We start from the raw sequence: 15,410 nt of genomic DNA, 5'->3' as shown, positions 1-15,410 counted from the left end.
CATGCAATACGGACATTTTGACGACGCCCGCAGGGAGTACGTCGTAGACCGCGTGGACACGCCGGTATCCTGGACGAATTACCTGGGCACGCAGGATATGGCGGCCTGCATCGCCCACCACGGCGGCGGATACTGCTGGTACAAATCGCCGCAGTATCACCGCATCACGCGCTTTCGCCCCAACGGCGTGCCGATGGACAGCCCCGGGCACTACGTCTACCTGCGCGACGACGCGGACGGCGATTACTGGTCGGTAAGCTGGCAGCCGACGTATAAGCCGCTGAGCGAGGCCGCATACCGGTGCCGGCATGGCCTTTCCTATACGACCTTTGAATGCGAATACAAGGGAATTTACGCCTCGCAGACGCTCTTCATCCCCCGGGACGACGACGTGGAGATCTTCGACGTGACGGTCGAAAACCGATCCGGAGAGGTGCGGACGCTTTCGGCGTTCGGCTACGTGGAGTTTTCCTTTCACCATATCGACATGGACAATCAGAATTTTCAGATGAGCCTTTACGCGGCGGGATCGCATTACCGCGACGGCGCGGCGCTCATCGAGCTGCACTACGAGGAGGACAGCTATCAGTACTTCACGCTGGGCGAGACGCCGGACGGCTACGAGGGCTGCCGCGACGCCTTCCTGGGCGGCGGCTGGCGCACAGAGAAGAACCCGCTGGGCGTGGAGTGCGGCAAGCTTACGGGCTCTGAAGAGCTCGGCGGCAACCCGGTCGGCGCGCTGATGAAGCGCCTGACGCTGCGCCCCGGCGAGCGCCGCCGCCTGCTCTTCTTCCTGGGGCAGGGCGACGAGCGCGCGGCCCGGCGCACGCGCGAGCGCTACAGCCCGGAGGCGGTGGACCACGCGCGCGCGGCGCTGCATGGCTACTGGGAGCAGAAGCTCGGGGCGCTGCAGGTGATGACGCCGAGCAGCACCATGAACACGAGCCTCAATACCTGGAACCTGTACCAAAGCGAGGTCAACGTGCTCTTCTCACGCTTCGCCTCGTTCATCGAGGTCGGCGGGCGCAGGGGCCTTGGATACCGCGACACCGCGCAGGACGCGATGTGCATTCCCCATGCGGAGCCCGAGGGCTGCAAACGCCGCATCGGCCAGCTCCTACGGGGCCTTACCAGCGAGGGATACGGACTGCACCTGTTCGAGCCCGCGTGGTTTGAGCCGGCGGAAAAGCAGCAGTCGTTCAAGTCCCCGACGGTGGTGCCCACGCCCGATAAATCCCAGATCGTGCACGGCCTGAAGGACGTCTGCGCGGACGACGCGCTCTGGCTCGTGCCCGCGATCTGCGAATACATGAAAGAGACAGGAGAATTATCCTTTGCCGACGAAGTATTCACCTATGCGGACGGCGGCGAGGGCACGGTGCTGGAGCACATGCGCCGCATTCTCGACTTTTCCGCGCAGCAGGTTGGCCAGAACGGCGTCTGTAAGGGCCTGCGCGCGGACTGGAACGACTGCCTGAACCTGGGCGGCGGGGAGAGCGCGATGGTCTCCTTCCTGCACCTGTGGGCGCTGGACGCGTTCTGCGACCTGTGCGCGGCGCTGGGGCGTTCGGAAGAGGAGAAGAAGTACGCGCAGATGCGCGCCCGCGTGCGCGAGGTTTGCCGGCGCGAGCTGTGGGACGGCGAATGGTTCATCCGCGGCATCACGAAGAGCGGCAGGCGGATCGGCACGCAGCAGGACACGGAAGGCCGCGTGCACATGGAGAGCAACACGTGGGCGGTCATCAGCGGCGCGGCGGACGAGGCGCAGGCGCGAAGCGCCATGGACGCGGTGGACGAATACCTCTACACCCCCTACGGCCTGATGCTCAACGCTCCTTCGTTTGAGACGCCGGACGACGAGATCGGCTTCGTCACGCGGGTGTACGCGGGCATCAAGGAAAACGGCGCGATCTTCAGTCACCCCAATCCCTGGGCTTGGGTGGCAGAGGCGAAGATCGGCCGCGGCGCGCGCGCGATGAAGTTTTACGACGCGCTGCTGCCCGAAAACCAGAACGACAAGATCGAGGTGCGCCAGAGCGAGCCCTACGCCTACTGCCAGTTCGTGATGGGCAAGGACCACACGGCGCATGGCAGGGCGCGCCATCCATGGATGACGGGCAGCGCGGGATGGGCGTATTTCGCCGCGACGCAGTACCTGCTGGGCATTCGCCCCGAGTGGGAGGAGCTGGTCGTCGATCCGTGCATTCCCGCCAAGTGGGACGGCTTTTCGGCCGTGCGCAAGTGGCGCGGCGCGACGTACCGCATCAAGGTGGAGAACCCGGAGCACGTGGAAAAGGGCGTTTCCGCCCTGTTCGTCGATGGGAAGCAGGTATCGTCCCTTCCCGTCTTCAGCGCGGGGGAGACGCACGACGTGCGCGTGGTGATGGGATGAGGAGAGGCGAACGCCCTTGACGGGAAGCCCCGCTCTTTGGAATCCCCCACCGTACCGGCGGCGCACAGAGGATGGATTCCAAGGGGGCGGTTTCCCGAATGGGGCCGGGACAGCGCCTGAAAAGGAGGATAAACAGATGATAGCATTCGGAACGGGCGGTTGGCGCGCGATCATCGGAGACGAGTTTACCAAGGAAAACGTGCAGCGGCTCGCACTTGCGCTGGCGCTTCGCATGGAGCAGGAAGACGTCGCCGCCCGCGGGCTGTGCATCGGCTTTGACCGCAGATTTCTCTCCCGCGAAGCAGCCCAGTGGGCGGCGGAGGTCATGGCCGCGCGGCGCATCCATACGTACTTTATCGACCGTGAATCGCCCACGCCGCTCATCATGTACACCGTGCAGCAGTACGGCCTCTACTACGGCATAGCGGTGACGGCGAGCCATAACCCGGCGCTGTACAACGGCATTAAGCTCTTCACCAAGGGCGGCCGTGACGCGGTGCAGGAGATCACGGACGAGCTGTCGGCCTCCTGCGCCGGGATTCGAGCGGAGGACATCCCCGCGATGCCGTTTGAAAAGGCGCTGAAGGCGGGCTATGTGGAGGTCATAAGCCCCTACAACAGCTACATCGACACGATCATCCGCGCGGTAAACATGGACGCGATCCGCTCGCGCGACCTCAAGGTCGTGCTGGACCCCATGTACGGCGTGAGCCGCACGGCGCTTCAGACCATTCTGCTCACCGCGCGCTGCGAGGTGGACGTCATCCACGAGCGGCACGACACGCTGTTCGGCGGCAGGCTGCCTGCGCCGAACGAGCGCACGCTGGGCGCGCTGCGCAGCATGGTGGTGGAGACGGGCGCGGACATCGGCATTGCCACGGACGGCGACGCGGACCGCCTGGGCATCATCGACGACGAGGGCAAGTTCGTGCACCCCAACGAGATCCTCGTGCTGCTGTACTACTACCTCATCAAGTACCGCCGCTGGCGCGGGCCTGCGGTGCGCAACATCGCCACCACGCACCTGCTGGACAAGGTGGCGCACGCCTTCGGCGAGGAATGCTACGAGGTGCCGGTCGGCTTCAAGTACGTGTCGGCGGCCATCGACGAGCACAACGCGGTCATCGGCGGCGAGTCCTCCGGCGGCCTGACGGTGCGCGGGCACATCAGCGGCAAGGACGGCATCTACGCGGGCACGCTGCTCGTGGAAATGCTGGCTGTGACGGGCAAGAAGCTGTCCGAGCTCTACGAGGAGATCACAGACCAGTTCGGCGAGTGCTTCATGGCCGAGCACGACTGTAAGTTCGACGCGGAGATGAAGAGCCGCCTGCAAAAGAAGCTGATGATCGATAAAGAGCTGCCCCAGTTCACGGAAAAGGTGGATCACGTTTCCTACATGGACGGCTGCAAGGTCTACTTCGAGGACGGCTGGATCATCGTGCGCTTCTCGGGCACGGAGCCGTTGCTGCGCGTGTTCTGCGAGATGCCGACCCTCGCGCGCGCGGAGGCGGTCTGCAAGGAAATGGCGGATTTCCTCGGCCTCCAACTCAATTAAGCGAAGCCGTGCGGAGCGGAGATAAGGACGCCGGAGGGCATGAGGGCCCTCCGGCGTCCGTTTTTGGGTTTTCCGTGCGCATTCGAGCAGCCTGCCTGAACGGGATTTGAGGACCCTGTCAGCTCCCCGTGCTTTGATAGTGGCGAACGCCCAGCCGCCAGACGAGCAGGGAAGCGCCCAGAAAGAGAAGCCCCGCGGGCAGCGCCAGCAGCCCCAGCGCGGGCGCGTCGCCCCAGCCGCAGACGGCGGACGCAGGGTAATAGCTGACGGCCAGCATCGGAACCAGGAATGTGAACATCCCCTTGAGCGCGCGGGGCAGGTAGGGCATGGGGATTCGGGTGACCTGATAGCTGGCATTGGTAAAGATGTAAATCCAGTCGAGCGCCTTGATGGTGAAGAACGCGACGCCCGAGCTCATGATGAACACCCCGCTGTACATCGCCGTACCGCCCAGCAGCGCAAGGGTGAGCAGCGCGGCGTTGTTCGGGGAGAAAGGGACGCCGAGGCTGCGAAGCGACCAGCAGATGAGAAGGAGGCCGCAGGCGACGCGCATCAGGCGGTGCAGGTGAAAAAACGAGGCCGCCACCTGCGTGGTGAGCGAGAGCGGCCGCAGCATCAGCCGGTCAAAACCACCGGTTCGCAGCATCTTCCAGGGAAAGTAATCGAAGCCGCGGCAGAGGCTCTCCGCCAGGCCAAAGGCGGTCAGCGCCAGCGAATAGACCAGCAGGATGCGCGGCAGCGTCCATGCACCGATGGCTCCGAAGCGGGAAAAGAGCAGCAGCGTGCTGATGCAGTCGGAAAAGACGACCAGCAATACCTGCAAGAGCATCATCCACCAGCCCTTGTATTCGAGCCCGGAAAGCAGGTGCATGCGGATGAACTTCCAATAAATCTTCCATTCCCTTCGCATAGTTCAGCCCCCCTGTACGATGATGTGTTTCAGCTGCCTTTGAAGCAGGATGCGCCCCAGCAGGATGAAGAGCAGGGTCCAGGCGAGCTGCAGCGACAGGCCCAGACCGGCCTGCGCGGGGGAGAGGCTGCCGACGTAAAGGCGCAGGGGGATGTCCAGATAGCCGGCGAAGGGTTGCAGCAGCAGGATCGTTTGCAGGCTGTCCGGCCAGAGCTGCAGCGGCAGGTAGCTGCCGGAAAGGATGCCGCCGGCAAGCAACAGCATGTAGGTCGGCCCCTCGCCCCAGGTGATGCCGATGCGCACCGAGGCGATCAGCATGCCGTAGGCGGTGCAGAGCAAAAAGGCGCTGAACTCCGAAAAGAGAAAGAGCAGGAAGCCTGCCGCGGAGGCAGGGGCCTGCAGGCGATAGGGCGCGGGCGCCAGCAGCGCGCAAAGGAGGATCAGCCCGCCGCGCAGGAAGAAGCCGCCGACCCGCCCGGCGGCGGTCTTGCTGAACCAGTGCGCGTACACGTCCAGCGGGCGGCACAGCTCGAGCCCCACGTCGCCGGAGATGATCTTGTCGTGGATCTCTTCGTCGATGCTCATAGGCTGCAGGGGAAAGAAGACCTGCGCAAGCCAGGCATAGGAGACCGCCTGGCCGAGCGAAAGCGTGCCCGATAGCGCGGCGCGGTTGTCGCCATAGGCGTAAAAAACCGTATAAACGAAGATCTCAAGGAAAGCCCAGAAGACGCTGATGCTCGCGCCTGAAAGCGCGGCCAGCCGGTATTGCAGCGCCTCCGCCAGGCGCAGGCGGAAGAGCGCAAGGCAGGGCTTCAGCGTTCGCTTGAACCAGTCCATGTCCATTCCTCCTACAGCGCCATTTCGCGGTACATGCCTGCGATGACTTCGTCGATATCTTCGCCCTCGCGCGTGGCGTAGCGCGCCTTGAGGGCGGATAGCGGACCGTCCGACAGCAGCTGCCCATGGCCGATGACCATCACGCGGCTGCAAAGCGCCTCGATATCGTCCATGTCGTGCGTCGTCAGCAGCATCGTGACGCCATGCAGCGTGTTTTCCTCGCGCAAAAAGGCGCGCAGCGCGAGCTTTGAGACGGCGTCCAGCCCAATGGTCGGCTCGTCCAGAAAGAGAATCTGCGGACTGTGGAGCAGCGCTGCCACGAGCTCGCAGCGCATGCGCTGCCCCAGAGAAAGCTGACGCGCGGGCGTGCGCAGGAGCGAGCCGATGCCCAGCCGCTCCGTGAGCTCCCCCAGCCGACGGACGTAATCCGCCTGGGGGACGGCATAGATATCGCGCAGCAGCTCAAAAGAATCGGATACGGGCACGTCCCACCACAGCTGGCTTCGCTGGCCGAAGACGACGCCGATGTGCTGCACGTGCTCTTTGCGCTCCCTCCACGGCACGCGCCCCATGACGCGGCATTCGCCGGCGTCGGGCGTGAGAATGCCGCCCATGACCTTGACCGTGGTGGACTTGCCCGCGCCGTTGGGGCCGATATAGCCGACGAGTTCGCCTTCCGCGATGTCAAACGTGATGTCGTGCAGCGCCTCCACCTGTCGCCGCTCCCGAATGAAGGCCCCCTTGAGGAGCCCCCACCGGCCCGACGGACGCTCGTAGACCGTGAAGCGCTTGGATATGCCTCTGAGTGAAATCTGTGCCATTTCCGTCATCTCCTTTCAATGCGCCGTACGCGCCAGTATACCGGAGAAGGCCCCTTTTCCCAAGCGGGACGGGACGCACCGCCATGCCGGCACCGCAGGGCATCCGTATAACCGGGCCGATTACGCCGTTTTTCTTAAAAATGCTTGACAGCTTGACATTTGACGCTTATTATATAGATATGATCTCCGCGAGGGAACATGGGCTTGTTTCTTAGTACCTTTTTGAAGGATACAGGCGCGGCGCTGTGCTGCGAAGGGCGATTTTCATAAAGGCATTCATCACGCTGTTCTGGGTTTAAGACCCGGAACGGCGTTTTTTTGTGTCCGTTGGCGGAAAGATGGATCGTCTGTGCCATTCGGGGCGGCGGGAGAAGGGGATCGAAAAGTCTGCGGCGCGCGAATCTCTGTACGTGGCGTCGCCGCCCGTCATCCCGGCCGGTGCCGCTGGACAGGCTATCGCACCTGGGAAAACGCGAAGGGGGAGGACGTCCTTGTCTTCTTTTTCGCAAACTGAACAACAAGGTACAAGAAAACGCAACGCCAAACGATGAAATCCGTCGGCGCATTTTGTACAATAATACCATCAAGCGGCGGCAAACGCACGGGAGGGATTACATGGTTAAGAAAGTTGCCGGGACGGATCGGGCGATCGGGCGCCGCGCATCCATGAATGGCTCCCGCAGGACGAAGACGCTATGGCTGCTGACGATGGTGTCGCCCGCCGCGCTGTGGCTGCTGTTCATCCGTTACCTGCCCATGTTCGGCATCGTGATGGCATTTCTGGACTATCGCCTGCCGACCAAGAAGATGCCCTTTCCGGTCAATCTGCTTCACAGCAAGTGGGTTGGCCTGGATAACTTCCAGTTCCTGTTCACCAAGGACTCCGTGACGATGATCCGAAACACGCTGGGGTACAACATCGTGTGGATATTGCTGGGCCTGGTGATCTCGGTGGCGCTGGCGATCATGATGAGCGAGCTCACCCGCAAGTTTCTGGCGAAGACCTATCAGACGCTGATGTTCTTCCCGTACTTCCTCAGCTGGGTCGTGGCGGCGTACTTCCTCTTCGCCTTCCTTGACCCGAGCAACGGCATGATCGTCCGCGCGCAGCGTCTCGCCGGCGCGCAGGTGATCGACTGGTACAACGAACCCAAGTACTGGCCGTTCATCCTCACGATCTGCAACGTCTGGAAGAACACGGGCTATTCTACGGTGCTTTACCTGTCGGCCATCACCGGCATCGACCGCGCCCAGTACGAGGCGGCGGCGGTGGACGGCGCGACCAAATGGCAGCAGATGATTCACGTGACGCTGCCGCATCTGAGGCCCATGATCATCATCCTGCTCATCATGAACGTCGGCAAGATCTTCAACGCGGATTTCGGCCTGTTCTGGTCCGTCCCGATGAACTCCGCGCCGCTGTTCCCGGTCACGCAGGTGGTTGATACCTACGTCTACCGCTCCTACAAGTTCACGGGCGACGTCGGCATGTCCACGGCCGCGGGCTTCCTGCAAAATCTGGTCGGGTTCGTGTGCATCATGGTCGCCAATACGGTCGTGCGCAAGATCGATTCCGACAGCAGTCTATTCTAAAAGGAGGGGAGAAACATGACGACCGCTCAGAAGAAAACTCCCCGTGCCCTGAGGCTCAACTCGGTCAGCGTGCCGATGGAAGCGTTCTTTCATTTGGTGCTGGGGCTCTTCTCGCTGCTCTGCATCATCCCGTTCGTGTTCGTCGTCATCATCGCGCTGAGCTCTGAGGACAGCATCAAGCACATCGGTTACTCCTTCATCCCGGAGGCCTGGTCGCTGGCGGCGTTCAAGCAGGTGCTGGGCATGGGCGACGTGCTCTGGCGCAGCTACTTCAACAGCTTCTTCGTCACCATCGTCGGAACGGTCATCAGCGTCGCCATGTGCGTGCTGTACGCCTATCCGCTGTTTCGCAAGGACTTTAAGTACCGCAATTTCTTCAGCTTCTTCAGCTTCTTTACGATGATCTTTGGCGGCGGCCTCATTCCCACGTACATCGTGTGCAGGAATCTGCTCGGCCTGGGCAACAACTACGCCGCGCTCATCGTGCCAATGCTGGTCAGTCCCTTTAACATCATCATCATGCGGACGTTTTTCCAGACCTCGGTGCCGTTTGACCTCATCGAGGCGGCGACCATCGACGGCAGCGGCGAGTACTCCACCCTGTGGCGCATCATCCTGCCGATCGTGAAGCCCGGCATCGCCACCGTCGCGCTGCTGACGGCGCTGGCTTACTGGAACGAATGGTTTCTCTGCCTGCTGTACGTGACCGAACGCAGCCTGTATCCGCTGCAATACCTGCTGATGGAGATGCAGCGCAACGCGGAATTCCTCGCACGCAACAGCTCCATGATCGGCGCGGCGAGCGCAGACGCGATCATGCGGCTGCCCAATCAGACCATGCGCATGGCGACCGTCGTGTTTATCGTCGTCCCCATCGCCTGCGCGTACCCCTTCTTTCAGCGCTACGTCGTGGCCGGCCTGACCGTCGGCTCCGTGAAGGGCTGATCCTTTGGTAAGAACGGCCGCTGTCGATAGCGACCGCTTACAAATACGATAATGGAGGAAATGAATCATGAAAAAGTTCCTAGCCCTGCTCTTGTCCGCGATGATGCTCCTGGGCGTGGTTCCGGCGCTGGCCGCTGACGCCCCCGTGGAGATCACCATCCTGCTCAACGGCAACACCGTGTCCGACGATACCGCTGTGCTGGAGCAGCTCAATCCCTACCTGCAGGAGAAGATCGGCGTGACCCTCAAGCCCGTGTGGGGCACCTGGGCGAACTTCGACGATCTGGCGCTGAACGCCGTCAACACCGGCAGCGATGAATACGACATCATGTTCACCTGCTCCTGGACCAAGAACGACTATGCGAAGTACTCCAAGGCCGGCGCCTACGTTCGCCTGGACGACCCGGAAGACAATTACATCGAACAGTACGGCGCGGACCTGAAGGCGGCGCTTCCCGAGCTCCTGTTTGAAGGCGCCAAGACCGAAGGCCCCGAAGGCGAAAAGGGCATTTATGCGGTGCCCGGCTTCAAGGATTTCGCCACCATGAACTGCTGGGACGTCAACGTGACCCTGCTTGAAAAGTACGGCTATACGGTGGAAGACGTTCAGAAGGCCGGGTTCTTCGGCTGGGACGAAATCTTCGCGAAGGTGAAGGCCGGCGAAGAAGCCGACGGCAGCGTGTTCTACCCCTTCGTGTTTGAAGGCGCGGTCGTCGAGCGCTTTGTGGACGGAACGCCCATCGTGACCGGCGACAGCGGCCTGCTGCTGAGCTATTATATGAACGCGGAAGACGTCTCCGTTCCCGGCGCCTACGGCAACGTGCTGATGAACAAGTACGCCACCCCCGAGTTCAAGGCTTTCGCTGAGCAGATGCGCAAGTACTACGAGGCGGGCTACATCGATCCGGCGATCGCCATCGGCGAGACCGCGACCGACGCGTGGCGCAACGCGCAGAACACCGCGAACTACCTGATCTCCAGCGAGGTCTCCCTGTACGGCTACGAGTTCACCACCTCCGCGCAGCGCGGCATCGACGTGCAGTACATCATGACGACCGACGCTCCCTACATCGACAACACCTCCGTGCAGGGCGGCATGATGGCCATTTCCGCGAACTCCGATCATCCGGTCGAGTGCTTCAAGTTCCTCAACCTGCTGAACACCGATCCCAAGGTCATGACCCTGCTCAACTACGGCGTCGAGGGCGTTCACTACAACCTGAACGATGCGGGCGAAGTTGAGTTCACCGATGAGCGCAACAACTCCTACAGCGTCTGGACCAATGGTGTCGGCAACGTGACCATCCTGCCCCCGCAGAAGGGCCAGGGCTCTGACTTCCAGCAGCGCTTTGCCGAGTTCTATGCCGGCTCCAAGAAGCTGCCGATCTACGGCTTCACCTTCGATCCGACGCCCGTCTCCAAGGAGATCGCCGCCGTCGCGAACATCAAGGAAGCCTATGCGCTGACCCTGTGCACCGGCGCTGCCGATGTCGAGACCGTTCTGCCCGAGTTCCTTCAGAAGATGGAAGACGCCGGCATGCAGAAGATCGTAGACGAGGCGAACGCGCAGTTCCAGGCCTTCCTAGCGCAGTAATCCATACAAATCGTACATGAGATAAGACGAGAGCGCTTCCTCCTTTCGGTGGAAGCGCTCTCGCTTTTTATTCGTCTTTACGAACGCGCTTTACGCGAGCCTGACGGCCATCACGCCGTATGCGCCGAGCGTGCAGTCTCCCTTTCGCATAAGACCCGTTTGAACGTCGGTGCAGGCGGGCAGCGTGACCGTGCGCGCTTCGGGCACGGTGTTCATCACGAAGAGGAAGCGCCCGTTTGCGCCCACGCGCTCCGTGCACAGCACGCCGGAAGGCAGCGCCGGAAGCAGCGGAGAGAGCCCCGCCTCCTTTGCGACGTGCGCGTACAGGTCGCAGAGAAAATCCTCTCCCGTGCGCGCGGCGATGTAGTAGCAGCGGCCCTTGCCAAAGGCGTTCACCGTCAGCGCGGGCGCGCCCTGATAGAAGCGTTCCTCGTAGGCGGCGAGCACCTGCGCGCCCTCCGGATGCACCACGGCGCAGAAGTCCTTCGCCTCGTAGCTCCTGCCGTTCCAGGTGAAGCGGTTGCGCTGCGTCTCGTCCAGCGCGTCCGTCTCCTCGTCCCAGAGGCCGCAGACCTCGCGCAGCGGGCCGGGGAAGCCGCCCATGAAACAGAGGTCTTCCTCGTTCACCCAGCCGGAGCAGTAGGTCGATATGTAGGTGCCGCCCGCCTCGACGAAGGCGCGAACGCGCTGCGCAAAGCCGGGGCGCAGCATGTAGGTCATGGGGCCGCAGACCACGCGATAGGGCGCAAGGTCGCAGGTTTCGTCGATCACATCCACGCCGTAGCCAGCGCGCAGGAAGGCTGTGTGGTGCGTGCGCACCGTCTCTTCGTATCCCTTGCCGGTGTTCAGGCCGAAGCGCGCGTCTTCCAGGGCCCAGCGGTTTTCCCAATCGTACACGACGGCGATGCGGTTTTCGGGCGCGGCACCGAGCGCGGGCGTGAGCCCCGCGAGCGCCTCGCCCACGGCACAGACCTCGCGGTACACGCGGTTTTGCTCGCTCTCGTCGTGCGAGACGACGGCTCCGTGGAACTTCTCGAAGGAGCCGCGCCCCTTGCGGAACTGGAAGTACTGCACCGTGTCCGAGCCATGGGCGACGGCCTGCAGGCTCTGTAGCATCAGGATGCCGGGCTGGCGCAGGCGGTTGACGGCCTGCCAGTTGACGCAGGAGGGCGAGGACTCCATCAGCATGTAGGGCTTGCCGCCGCACACGCCGCGCATCAGGTCATGGCAGAAGGCGGAATGGGCGGCGACCTTGGCGTCGCGCATGTCGTTCGTCCATTGCGGGTAGTTGTCCCAGCTGCACCGGTCGAGCAGCCTGCCCAGCTCGAAGTAATTGATGCCGGGGTAGGTGTGCATCAGGTTCGTCGTGCAGGGCACGTCAGGCGTGATGCGCCGCAGCGGCTCGATCTCCCAGCTGTAAAAGTCACAGAACTGCTGGGTGGTGAAGCGCTTCCACGCCAGGTTCAGACCGTGGCTGCCGCTCTCGCCGATGGAGGAGGGGCTTTCGATCTGGTCAAACGAGCTGTAGCGGTGCGACCAGAATGTATTCCACCAGTCGTCGTTGAGCTTGTCGATGGTGCCGTAGCGCTCCTTCAGCCATTGGCGAAACCGCTGCTGGCAAAGGGGGCAGTGACACTCTCCGCCGTATTCGTTGGAGATGTGCCACATGCCGAGCGCGGGGTGATCCTTGTAGCGCTCGGCGAGCAGCGTGTTCATCTTGCGCACCTTTTCGCGGTATACGGGCGAGGTCAGGCAGTGGTTGTGCCGCTCGCCGAAGAGGTTGCGGCGGCGATCCTCCGTCACGCGCAGCACCTCGGGATACTTCTCCGCCATCCAGGCCGGGCGCGCGCCGCTGGGCGTGGCGAGCACCGCCTTGATGCCGTTTTGGGCGAGCATGTCCATCACTTCGTCGAGCCATTCGAAGGTGTAGCGTCCCTCCTCCGGCTCCAGCGTGGCCCAGGAGAAGATGCCTACGGAAAGCGTGTTGATGCCGGCCTTCTTCGCCAGCTCCATGTCGCGCGGCCAGACGGTGGACTTTTCGTTCAGCCATTGGTCGGGGTTGTAGTCGCCGCCGTGCAAAAACACGGGCTTGTCCTTCATGATCGGGGGATATTGCGCCATGACGGTTCCCTCCTGTCGATGTTTGGGTTCATTATAACATGACGCCGGCCCGTTTTCTATCAAATATCGATGACACATCGCGCGAAATGTGCTATGCTGAGCAAAACGGAAGGAAAGGGCGGTCTTCATGGAAAAGGCGATTCGGTACGAGGCGTGCGCGGGCGCGCCGCTTCCGCGCGTCACGCCGGAGGAAGCGGGCGTTCAGGCGGACTGGGTGGAGGAAATGGTGAACGTCTATGCGCGGACAGGGCTTCGCATCCACAGCTTCCTGCTGGTGCGGGACGGCCGGGTGTACGCGGAGGGGTACTACAGCCCCTTTGACGCGCAGCAGTATCAGACGGTTTACTCGCTCTCCAAGTCGTTTACCTCCGCCGCGATGGGGCTTGCGCAGGAGGAGGGCATCCTCTCGCTGGACGAGCGCGTCGCGGAGATCTTCGCGGACGAGATCGCAATGGCGGGCGTGCGCGTCGGGCCGGAGCTTAAAAGCCTCACCCTGCGGCACCTGCTGCGCATGTCCACGGGTCAGCCGGAGGAGCGCTGGGCGGGCGATTTTGTGCAAAGCTTCCTGTCCGTCCCCTTCACGGACATGCCGGGCGAGGTGTTTCGATACAACACCATGGCGACCTTCATGTGCGCGGCTGCGCTCAAAAAGCGCGGCGTGGATCTGGAGGCGTACTTGCAGGAAAGGCTCTTCGACCCCATGGGCATTCACGGCCTGCACTGGATGCGCACCGGCGCGGGCATCTGCACGGGTGGCTTCGGCCTCTCCATCCTGCCGGAGGTCATCGCCAAGTTCGGCGTGCTGATTTTGCAGGGCGGCGCGTGGGAAGGAAAGCAGCTTTTGCCCCGGGATTACCTGATTCAGGCGACGAGCAGGCAGATCGAAAACGGCGGACGCGGCGCGACGCGCGACTGGGAGGCGGGCTACGGCTATCAGTTCTGGATGTGCGAAAACGGCAGCTTCCGCGGGGACGGCATGTTCGGTCAGCTTTGCGTGATGAACCGCGAGAAGAACGCGGTGCTCGCGATGACGGCCTTCGTGGACGACATTCAGGCCGAGCTGGACGTATACTTCGACGAGGTGCTTTCAAAGATGCAGGACGCTCCGCTCGCGCAGGCTCCCGAAGCAGACGCGCATCTTCAGGAAACGCTCGCAGGCCTGTCGTGCCTGATGGAGCCCGTCCTGGACGACGGGGGGCAGGTGCCGGACGCGCTGCTTCCCAGGAAGCTGACCGCCGGAGGGCAAAAGATCGCCCTGTCATCGGACGGCGACGAGCTGCTTCTTGAAACGCAGATGAGCGGGCAGCCCTTCCGCGCGGCGCGGGGCAGGCTGCTTTGCCAGGAGGCGCCCTGCGCGTTCTGCGTGAACGGCGCGTACCTGAACGTCGTGACGCGGGTGTACGCGGGCTACGGCATGCAGGGCGGCGCGCTCGTCGTGCGCCTGTTCATCCCGGAGGCGCTCATGGACTTCCGTCTGGAGCTGCGGACGGCGGAGGGGAGAATGGACGCGCGCATGTACGACGTGCACAACCCGGCGAAGCCCATTGCGTTGGGGGACGAAGAGGCGTAAAGAAAGGGGGAAAACGATGCGATTGTTAAAGCCCGCCAATCTCGAGGACGCGGATCAGGAATACGAGGCCCTGCAATGGCTTGCGCCGCATGAAAACGGTTTTGAGACCCCGTGTCACGGCATGACCCGGGAAGCCTTCATGCAGGATGGCCTTGCGTCGCTGCTGCACATGGCGCGGGGCGTCGGCCTCCCGGCGGGCTACGTGCCCCAAACCTGCTATTTTCTCTGGGATGGGGAAGAGATCGTAGGGCTGTTCAAGGTGCGTCCCGTCCTGAACGAAGCGCTTCGCATGGGCGCGGGTCACGTTGGCTATGCGATCCTCCCAGAATACCGGGGAAAGGGCTACGCTACCGAAGGGCTGCGCCTAGCGGTCGAGCTGCTGTTGCCCGACATCGAGGAGGCGGAGGTCTACCTGTCCTGCGAGTCCGGGAACGAGGCTTCGCTGCGCGTGCAGCAAAAGAATGGCGCGTATATCCACCACGCGGACGCGGGGTATCGTTATACGCGCATTCCGCTCGACCCAAAGGCGCTGCGGGCGGCGCGGTGCGCGGGCGCGCGGCCGCTGTGCCGCGCGGTTCGCGAACAGACGCGGAGGGCGCTGTGGGAGGTTCAAAACGTCCTGTGCTGCATCCCGGACGCGCTATGGGAAAAGACGTACTGCGACCAGCCGTTATGGAAGCACGCATATCACATGCTGCATTCGCTCGACCGCTGGCTTGAAAACCCATGTGATGGGGGATTCGTCGAACCGCCCTTTCACAAACCGGGGCTGAACGATCTGGACGCGCCTGTGCGGGGAGCGATCAGCCGGACGCAGCTCGAGGCGTATCGCGCGCAGGTATGCAGAAAAAGCGAGGATTATCTGGCGTCGCTCACGGATGAGATCCTGAGCGAGCGCCCGACGGGGTGCGGGCACACGCGTTTTACGCTGATCCTCGCCCAGCATCGGCATTTGCACACGCACATGGGCATGCTGATGGGTTTTATCGTAGCGGAGACGGGCCTTTGGCCGCGCGTGCTCGGCCTGGAGGGGGAGTTCCCGCGGGGAGATTTCGATCGGTACATGTAAAGA

At 62.7% G+C, this 15,410-nt stretch carries 11 protein-coding genes; 7 read left to right on the top strand and 4 right to left on the bottom strand.

Translation table 11 applies throughout. The features are described 5' to 3' along the window. Window position 1 precedes the first annotated feature (1 nt). Window positions 2–2,392 (top strand): GH36-type glycosyl hydrolase domain-containing protein, encoded by a 2,391-nt coding sequence (locus C1725_RS15025; protein WP_102412378.1) that lies wholly within the window; start codon window positions 2–4, stop codon window positions 2,390–2,392. Window positions 2,393–2,528: 136 nt separating this feature from the next. Continuing rightward, a complete protein-coding gene (locus C1725_RS15020; RefSeq protein ID WP_102412377.1) occupies window positions 2,529–3,947 on the top strand; it encodes a phosphohexomutase domain-containing protein in 1,419 nt (472 codons plus the stop codon). A gap of 118 nt (window positions 3,948–4,065) precedes the next feature. Here the strand turns inward: C1725_RS15020 and C1725_RS15015 are convergent, their stop codons facing one another. From C1725_RS15015 to C1725_RS15005, 3 genes are read right to left on the bottom strand one after another with little or no spacing between them, the layout of a single operon-like run. Continuing rightward, the gene (locus C1725_RS15015) at window positions 4,066–4,857 is read right to left on the bottom strand and encodes an ABC-2 family transporter protein (RefSeq protein ID WP_102412376.1); all 792 of its coding nucleotides are present in this window, start codon (window positions 4,855–4,857) and stop codon (window positions 4,066–4,068) included. 3 nt (window positions 4,858–4,860) lie between these two features. After that, window positions 4,861–5,694, bottom strand: coding sequence for a hypothetical protein (locus C1725_RS15010; RefSeq protein WP_102412375.1), 834 nt, complete (start codon window positions 5,692–5,694; stop codon window positions 4,861–4,863). 11 nt (window positions 5,695–5,705) lie between these two features. Then, window positions 5,706–6,515, bottom strand: coding sequence for an ATP-binding cassette domain-containing protein (locus tag C1725_RS15005; RefSeq protein WP_102412374.1), 810 nt, complete (start codon window positions 6,513–6,515; stop codon window positions 5,706–5,708). 615 nt (window positions 6,516–7,130) lie between these two features. On the opposite strand from C1725_RS15005, the gene C1725_RS15000 reads away from it, so the two are divergent. The 3 genes from C1725_RS15000 to C1725_RS14990 all read left to right on the top strand — a co-directional run bounded on the left by C1725_RS15000 (window position 7,131) and on the right by C1725_RS14990 (window position 10,647). Then, window positions 7,131–8,108, top strand: a complete 978-nt coding sequence (locus C1725_RS15000) for an ABC transporter permease (protein WP_346026706.1) — start codon at window positions 7,131–7,133, stop codon at window positions 8,106–8,108. Window positions 8,109–8,123: 15 nt separating this feature from the next. Beyond that, entirely contained in the window at window positions 8,124–9,053 is a 930-nt protein-coding gene (locus C1725_RS14995; protein WP_102412373.1) for an ABC transporter permease subunit, read from the top strand. A 67-nt stretch (window positions 9,054–9,120) separates the two neighbouring features. Continuing rightward, window positions 9,121–10,647 (top strand): DUF3502 domain-containing protein, encoded by a 1,527-nt coding sequence (locus tag C1725_RS14990; protein WP_102412372.1) that lies wholly within the window; start codon window positions 9,121–9,123, stop codon window positions 10,645–10,647. Window positions 10,648–10,737: 90 nt separating this feature from the next. On the opposite strand, the gene C1725_RS14985 is transcribed toward C1725_RS14990, so the two are convergent. Then, on the bottom strand, window positions 10,738–12,768 hold the full coding sequence (locus C1725_RS14985) for a beta-galactosidase (protein WP_102412371.1): 2,031 nt from the start codon (window positions 12,766–12,768) through the stop codon (window positions 10,738–10,740). Window positions 12,769–12,895: 127 nt separating this feature from the next. Between C1725_RS14985 and C1725_RS14980 the strand changes: the two genes are divergently transcribed. Both C1725_RS14980 and C1725_RS19445 read left to right on the top strand, forming a co-directional pair. Beyond that, on the top strand, window positions 12,896–14,338 hold the full coding sequence (locus C1725_RS14980) for a serine hydrolase (protein WP_102412370.1): 1,443 nt from the start codon (window positions 12,896–12,898) through the stop codon (window positions 14,336–14,338). A 16-nt stretch (window positions 14,339–14,354) separates the two neighbouring features. Then, window positions 14,355–15,407, top strand: a complete 1,053-nt coding sequence (locus tag C1725_RS19445; protein WP_346026705.1) for a GNAT family N-acetyltransferase — start codon at window positions 14,355–14,357, stop codon at window positions 15,405–15,407. Window positions 15,408–15,410 lie beyond the last annotated feature (3 nt).

It is taken from the genome of Beduinella massiliensis (assembly GCF_900199405.1).
Taxonomy (GTDB): Bacteria; Bacillota; Clostridia; order Christensenellales; family Aristaeellaceae; genus Beduinella; species Beduinella massiliensis.
The sequence above is the reverse complement of the archived record's forward strand: the minus strand, read 5'-3'. Positions and strand labels throughout refer to the sequence as shown.

Coding starts and splice junctions, on each gene's coding strand:
- C1725_RS15025 (WP_102412378.1), top strand. CDS start 2: ATGCAATACGGACATTTTGACGACGCCCGCAGGGAGTACGTCGTAGAC.
- C1725_RS15020 (WP_102412377.1), top strand. CDS start 2,529: ATGATAGCATTCGGAACGGGCGGTTGGCGCGCGATCATCGGAGACGAG.
- C1725_RS15015 (WP_102412376.1), bottom strand. CDS start 4,857: ATGCGAAGGGAATGGAAGATTTATTGGAAGTTCATCCGCATGCACCTG.
- C1725_RS15010 (WP_102412375.1), bottom strand. CDS start 5,694: ATGGACTGGTTCAAGCGAACGCTGAAGCCCTGCCTTGCGCTCTTCCGC.
- C1725_RS15005 (WP_102412374.1), bottom strand. CDS start 6,515: ATGGCACAGATTTCACTCAGAGGCATATCCAAGCGCTTCACGGTCTAC.
- C1725_RS15000 (WP_346026706.1), top strand. CDS start 7,131: ATGGTTAAGAAAGTTGCCGGGACGGATCGGGCGATCGGGCGCCGCGCA.
- C1725_RS14995 (WP_102412373.1), top strand. CDS start 8,124: ATGACGACCGCTCAGAAGAAAACTCCCCGTGCCCTGAGGCTCAACTCG.
- C1725_RS14990 (WP_102412372.1), top strand. CDS start 9,121: ATGAAAAAGTTCCTAGCCCTGCTCTTGTCCGCGATGATGCTCCTGGGC.
- C1725_RS14985 (WP_102412371.1), bottom strand. CDS start 12,768: ATGGCGCAATATCCCCCGATCATGAAGGACAAGCCCGTGTTTTTGCAC.
- C1725_RS14980 (WP_102412370.1), top strand. CDS start 12,896: ATGGAAAAGGCGATTCGGTACGAGGCGTGCGCGGGCGCGCCGCTTCCG.
- C1725_RS19445 (WP_346026705.1), top strand. CDS start 14,355: ATGCGATTGTTAAAGCCCGCCAATCTCGAGGACGCGGATCAGGAATAC.